The organism is Brenneria alni (assembly GCF_003666245.1).
GTDB lineage: Bacteria > Pseudomonadota > Gammaproteobacteria > Enterobacterales > Enterobacteriaceae > Brenneria > Brenneria alni.
Genome location: NZ_MJLZ01000076.1, coordinates 1 through 5,599 on the forward strand (window position 1 = coordinate 1; position 5,599 = coordinate 5,599).

Genomic DNA, 5,599 nt, shown 5'->3' on the forward strand with positions numbered 1-5,599 from the left:
GTGAAGGCCATGACAGCGGCACCACCCGTGCGGCGGTATCCGCAGGCACGATAACCCTTCGCGACCCGAACAGGCAGACGCAGGATGTGGCGAGCCTGAGCCGTGATGTGGAGCACGCCAACCAGACGCTCTCACCGATTTTCGATAAGGAGAAAGAGCAGCAGCGGTTGCAACAGACGCAGTTGATAGGCGAAATCGGCAATCAGGTGGCGGATATTGCGCGCACGGAAGGGCAAATTCAGGCGACAAACAAAGCGAAAGCGCAACACCCGAATTATACCGCCGAGCAACTGCGTGAAACGGATATCTACAAAACCGAAATGCAGAAATATGGCACCGGCAGCGCGGTCCAGCGGGCGATTCAGGCGGCGACGGCGGCGGTGCAGGGACTGGCCGGAAGCGATTTGCAAGCGGCGCTGGCAGGCGGAGCAGCGCCTTATATTGCCAATGTCATCGCTCAGACAATACCGGAAGATAATATGACCGGGCGGGTGCTGGCGCATGCGACAGTGAACGCGGCGCTGGCGGCGATGCAGGGCAAGGATGGCGCGACAGCGGCGGCAGGCGCGGCGACCGGCGAGCTGATGGGGATGATAGCGACCGAAGCGTATGGTAAAAAGGTCGGTGAACTGAGCGAGGAAGAGAAACAGACGATATCGGCGCTGGCGACGCTGGCCTCAGGGCTGGCAGGCGGACTGGTGGGAGATAGCTCCGCATCCGCCTTGGCGGGCGCCCAGTCAGGGAAGACGACGATCGATAATAATTTCTTTAGCCCGGATAGTATGCCGCAAGGATTGCAGGATTACGGTCAGTCGGTGTCATCGCTGTATACCAATACCAACCTGACGGACGAGGCAGGCAATGTGCTGAACCCGGTAACGGAAGAAGAGCGGCAGTATGCCGCGCATAAGCTGCTGACGGGGACGATGCCGGAAGGGCAGGATCCGGTACGAGGGTTGTTAACGGTGTGGGGCGTCGGAGCTTCTGTTGTGGGGGGCGCGATAGTTGCACCAGCGACAGGTGTCTACGCAGTGTTTGGCGGGGGATTGCTGGGAGGTGTTACGGATGCAACTAAACAGCTTTTAACTATGTCACCTAACGATAAATATAGCTATACCGATACATTAATAGCAATAGGTACTGGTGCGCTTACTCAAGGTAAAGGAACAACCTTTAGTACCGTTGTGAATACAGGTGGTGCGTATTTAGGAAGTAAAGCAAAAGGGGAAGATCCTACAGCATCAATGGCTGGGAGTGTAGTAGGTACACTTGTTGGTAATACAGTGGGTGGGAAGTTCACCCAGCAGATGCTTTCAAGGGGATACTCTCCAGTAGGTTCAGAAATAATAGGTTCAGTAGCTAGTGGTGTAACCAGTACAGGCTCTGGATATGTAACTGAGAAAGTTATAAATAATACTGGAGTTAATGATGCAGGAAAATAAATCAGGATACTTTAGTGTTAAAAGATTTGTTTTTTTTGTTTTAGGAATGATGGTGGTGGTTATTTTTTGCTGTATGTTAAGTATCCCTATAGGATATTTTGTCGCATTTATAAAAACGGGGGCATTTTATTTCGATATGGGGCCAGCTATTGATGGGGTTAAATTTAGTATGAAAGTTGGTGGTGGGGTGGGGGCTGTTCTAGGAGTTGGAATGTATTTTTTTGAATTGTTTGGTTCGCCAAAAAATAAAGATTGATAATAATTTCTTTAGCCCGAATCGTATGCTGGAAGGGCAGGACATTTCCAAAGCGATAGTGGATGGATATACGAACGGCGTACTGATCGCTGGCGCGTGGTATTTGGGGCCAGCGGCGTCAATAGGCAAAGTGGCGGTAAGTTCCGCGCTGAGTGGAGGCGCGAATGCCGCGTATCAATGGTATGACCTGAGCCAGCCGGGTAATGAAAACAAGACCTATGATTACTGGGGCACTACGGCAGCCTTAATTACAGGGGGGTTGGCTCCGGGGCGTGGAATATGGGCTAACTTAGGAATCGCCGCAGGGGGAACCATATTTACTGATGGGCTGGATAAAGGGGCTCTTACTGGCACAAGTGCTGGATGGGCGTTTGGTACAACAGTTGGTTTAATTGCACCACTTTTATTTGATCCTGTCTTAGGTTCTGGTTCAGCACCTGTTGGTGATATTATCGGTGCGATAGGCGGGGAATTTATAAGCAACACAGTCAAGGATGAAATTAATGAAAAGAATAAATAAGCCTACTGTAGGTTTGCTGTTTCTAAGCATTGCATACATGGTTTTCTGGTGTTTAATCTTTTTTTCTCTGGCTTTGGTAACTGTAAAGTTCATCATTAGTCATAAAGTGATTATCGAACAAGCAGATATTAAACATGTTTTAGTCGCCAGTGTTATTGCAGGAACAGCGGCGGCTCTTAGATCGTGGATTTTGGCTAAAATAGATGAGCGTAAAGCACGAAGACCTCCTCCTTCTGATCCAGAATAAACAAAAATCCCGGCCCCTAAAAAGGCCGGGATTTTTTTGTCTGTCACTCCGCCACAATGCGTATCAGCAACTGCCCCTGCTCAACACTCACTGTCACCGCCGTATCCGTCCCAAATCCCGCGGCTTCCAGCCAGTGGCCCTTGAGGTGGAGGCTGGGGCTGCGGCTGTAATAGCGGGTCATATCATGTCGGTCTGCGTGGCGGCGGCTGACATAGCCGACTTTCAGGTGTCGTAATGCTTGGGGTGTGGCGGGTTCTGACTTATGATGCTGCCTAGCCATAGTAACTACCTCATTTAGTTGCCTGTGGTGAGCGGGACTGGGGTGTTCGAGCACCTCAGTCCCGCGCTAAATCCTGTCTCTGCTACTCTTCTTTAACTGCCTTCCTGGATGAGTCCCAACGCCGTGACTGGTACTTGATTATCAGGCTTTCCAGTACTTCCCTGACAATCGCCTGCTCGTTCTCGGGTAGCTGACTGACGGCCTCAAACTGAAGCGTCAGCGTGTCGCTCGGACCACGTTCATGTTCATCAAACAGCAAGTAGTCGGTACTGACATGCAATGTGGTCGCAATCTTCTTGAGTGCATCCAGCGAAGGCATGGCCTGCCCGTTTTCGTATTTCTTCCAACTGTTAACGTGGATACCGATAGCATCGGCCATAGCTTGTTGAGAAAGACCAAGCTTTTTACGTAATGCGTCTAATCGAACGGGTAATGGCATAGTCAGCAGATATCAGTGAGATGTTGTACGTGTGATACTACTCGCCATCATATTATCTCGTCAAAACGGCATTTAATTAAAATACACTATGATGTATTTAAATAAAACTTAAGTGTGTTCTTTTTTTGGGTCTCAATCTGGGGAGGTGTAATACTGAGAGCACCTTTGCATAATTACTATAAGGATTGGTCTATAGAGGCGAAGTTTATTACATCTGACATTAGCCGGGGTTACAGGAATGGCTAATGTCAGCGGCTGAAGGTGCGGTTATGATGTAGGGATGAGGAGAGTGGCTGGTCGCCGGACGGGATGTGAATCTCAACACCGTCACCACCGCCAGCAGCGACGACCTGGTCTGGGACAGCGAAAACACCCTGAAGCAAAGCCGGCGCGACAGCGTGGGTAGCGAAGTGGTCGGTAAAGGCAGCGTCACGCTGGCGGCGGGTAACGACATTAACGCGCAGGCGGCGTCGCTCTCATCTGAGAGTACGCTGCAACTGGGCGCCAGCCATGACGTGAACATTAAAGGCGCAGAGAACTTTCTCGATCTAGATGAACGCCATAAGGTAACGGGCAGCAGCGGCTGGCTGTCGAAGACCACCACCCGCACGCATGACGTCGTCTCCCGCCAGACGGTACAGGGCAGTGAACTGAGCGGCGATACGGTTGACATCACGGCAGGCAACGATCTTGCCGTGCTGGGCAGCAGTGTGGCAGGCACCGGCGACGTGTCCTTGCTGGCGGGCAACGATCTTACCGTCGATGGCATGAGCGAGCATAATAACGAACAGCATCTGAAGCAGGAGAAAAAATCCGGCCTGATGAGCTCCGGCGGTATCGGTTTCAGCATTGGCTCGCAAAGCCTGAAAATTACCGATACCGGCCAGGACGTGGCGCAATTGGGTAGCACGGTAGGCAGCGTGAATGGCGATGTGACGCTGGGGGCAGGCAATGATCTCTCTGTAACCGGCTCAGAGCTGGTGGCGGGCAACGATATCACGCTTATCGGTAAGAACGTCAATATCGAAGCGGCACAGAATCAGAGCCGCCAGACGCACGAAGTTGAGCAGAAAACGTCGGGCCTGACGCTGGCGCTCTCCGGCACGGCGGGCAGTGCGCTCAACAGTGCGGTTAAGGCGACACAGGATGCGAAATCGGCAGGCAACAGCCGCCTTCAGGCATTGCAGGGGATGAAAGCGGCGCTTTCCGGCGTTCAGGCGGTGCAGGCCGGGCGAATGGATCTGGCGCAGGGTAATGACGCCGCCAACAACAATACCATCGGTATCAGCCTCTCTTACGGCAGCCAGTCATCGAAATCGACGCAGCGCAGCGAGCAGAATACGGCGCAAGGCAGCAGCCTGACGGCAGGCAACGATCTCAGCATCAGCGCGACCGGTTCCGGCACACAAGATCAGGACGGCGATCTGACGGTAGAAGGCAGCCAGCTTAAAGCGGGGAACAATGTGCTGCTTGCCGCCAATCGCGACCTCAACCTGCTTTCGGCGGAAAACACCCAGCAGCTTGAGGGCAAAAACCAAAGCAGCGGCGGCAGCGTCGGCGTGGGGATTGGCGTGGGTTCCGGCGGCTGGGGCATCAGCGTCTCCGCCAGCGTCAACAAGGGCAAAGGCAGCGAGAGCGGCAACGGCACCACCCATACGGAAACCACGGTGGATGCGGGGCGTCAGGTGACGATGCAGAGTGGGCGCGATACCCGGCTGACCGGCGCGCAGGTCAGCGGCGAGACGGTGAAAGCGGAGGTGGGGCGCAACCTGACGATGACCTCGGAGCAGGACAGCGACCGCTACGATGCAAAACAGCAGAACGCCAGCGCTGGCGGCAGCTTCACCTTTGGTTCGATGAGCGGCTCGGCGAGCATCAACCTGAGCAGGGACAAGATGCACAGCAACTACGATTCGGTGGTTGAGCAAACGGGCATTTTCGCTGGCAAGGGCGGCTTTGACGTAACGGTGGGCGAACATACCCAACTCGACGGCGCGGTGATTGGTTCGACCGCCACGCCGGACAAAAACCGGCTCGATACCGGTACGCTGGGGTTCAGCGACATTGAAAATCGCGCCGACTATAAAGCGGAACATCAGAGCGTTGGTCTGAGCACCGGCGGCAGCATAGGTAGTCAGTTCGCGGGCAATATGGCGAATGGCCTGCTGGTGGGGTCGGATAGTGAAGGCCATGACAGCGGCACCACCCGTGCGGCGGTATCCGCAGGCACGATAACCCTTCGCGACCCGAACAGGCAGACGCAGGATGTGGCGAGCCTGAGCCGTGATGTGGAGCACGCCAACCAGACGCTCTCACCGATTTTCGATAAGGAGAAAGAGCAGCAGCGGTTGCAACAGACGCAGTTGATAGGCGAAATCGGCAATCAGGTGGCGGATATTGCGCGCACGGAAGGCA

At 53.9% G+C, this 5,599-nt stretch carries 6 protein-coding genes and 1 pseudogene; 5 read left to right on the forward strand and 2 right to left on the reverse strand.

Annotation, left to right across the window (positions count from 1 at the left end; genetic code table 11):
• The 4 genes from BIY29_RS20900 to BIY29_RS19305 all read left to right on the forward strand — a co-directional run.
• Positions 1-1,442: VENN motif pre-toxin domain-containing protein (locus BIY29_RS20900; protein ID WP_170158984.1), on the forward strand; the 1,442-nt coding region annotated here is incomplete at its 5' end.
• Positions 1,426-1,698, forward strand: coding sequence for a hypothetical protein (locus tag BIY29_RS19295; protein ID WP_147437183.1), 273 nt, complete (start codon positions 1,426-1,428; stop codon positions 1,696-1,698). The genes BIY29_RS20900 and BIY29_RS19295, both read left to right, overlap by 17 nt.
• On the forward strand, positions 1,649-2,218 hold the full coding sequence (locus BIY29_RS19300; protein WP_205680384.1) for an adhesin: 570 nt from the start codon (positions 1,649-1,651) through the stop codon (positions 2,216-2,218). Before BIY29_RS19295 ends, BIY29_RS19300 begins: the two co-directional genes overlap by 50 nt.
• The gene (locus BIY29_RS19305) at positions 2,202-2,465 is read left to right on the forward strand and encodes a hypothetical protein (RefSeq protein WP_121576639.1); all 264 of its coding nucleotides are present in this window, start codon (positions 2,202-2,204) and stop codon (positions 2,463-2,465) included. The genes BIY29_RS19300 and BIY29_RS19305 overlap by 17 nt, the downstream gene beginning before the upstream one ends.
• Before the next feature lie 43 nt (positions 2,466-2,508).
• On the opposite strand, the gene BIY29_RS19310 is transcribed toward BIY29_RS19305, so the two are convergent.
• Both BIY29_RS19310 and BIY29_RS19315 read right to left on the reverse strand, forming a co-directional pair.
• Complete coding sequence (locus BIY29_RS19310) at positions 2,509-2,745, reverse strand: SymE family type I addiction module toxin (protein WP_121576640.1); 237 nt, start codon at positions 2,743-2,745, stop codon at positions 2,509-2,511.
• 82 nt (positions 2,746-2,827) lie between these two features.
• Positions 2,828-3,184: a helix-turn-helix domain-containing protein gene (locus BIY29_RS19315; protein WP_121576641.1), complete on the reverse strand. Its 357-nt coding sequence runs from the start codon at positions 3,182-3,184 to the stop codon at positions 2,828-2,830.
• Between the two features lie 293 nt (positions 3,185-3,477).
• Between BIY29_RS19315 and BIY29_RS19320 the strand changes: the two are divergent.
• Positions 3,478-5,599: pseudogene (locus BIY29_RS19320) on the forward strand (hemagglutinin repeat-containing protein); the annotation flags it as partial.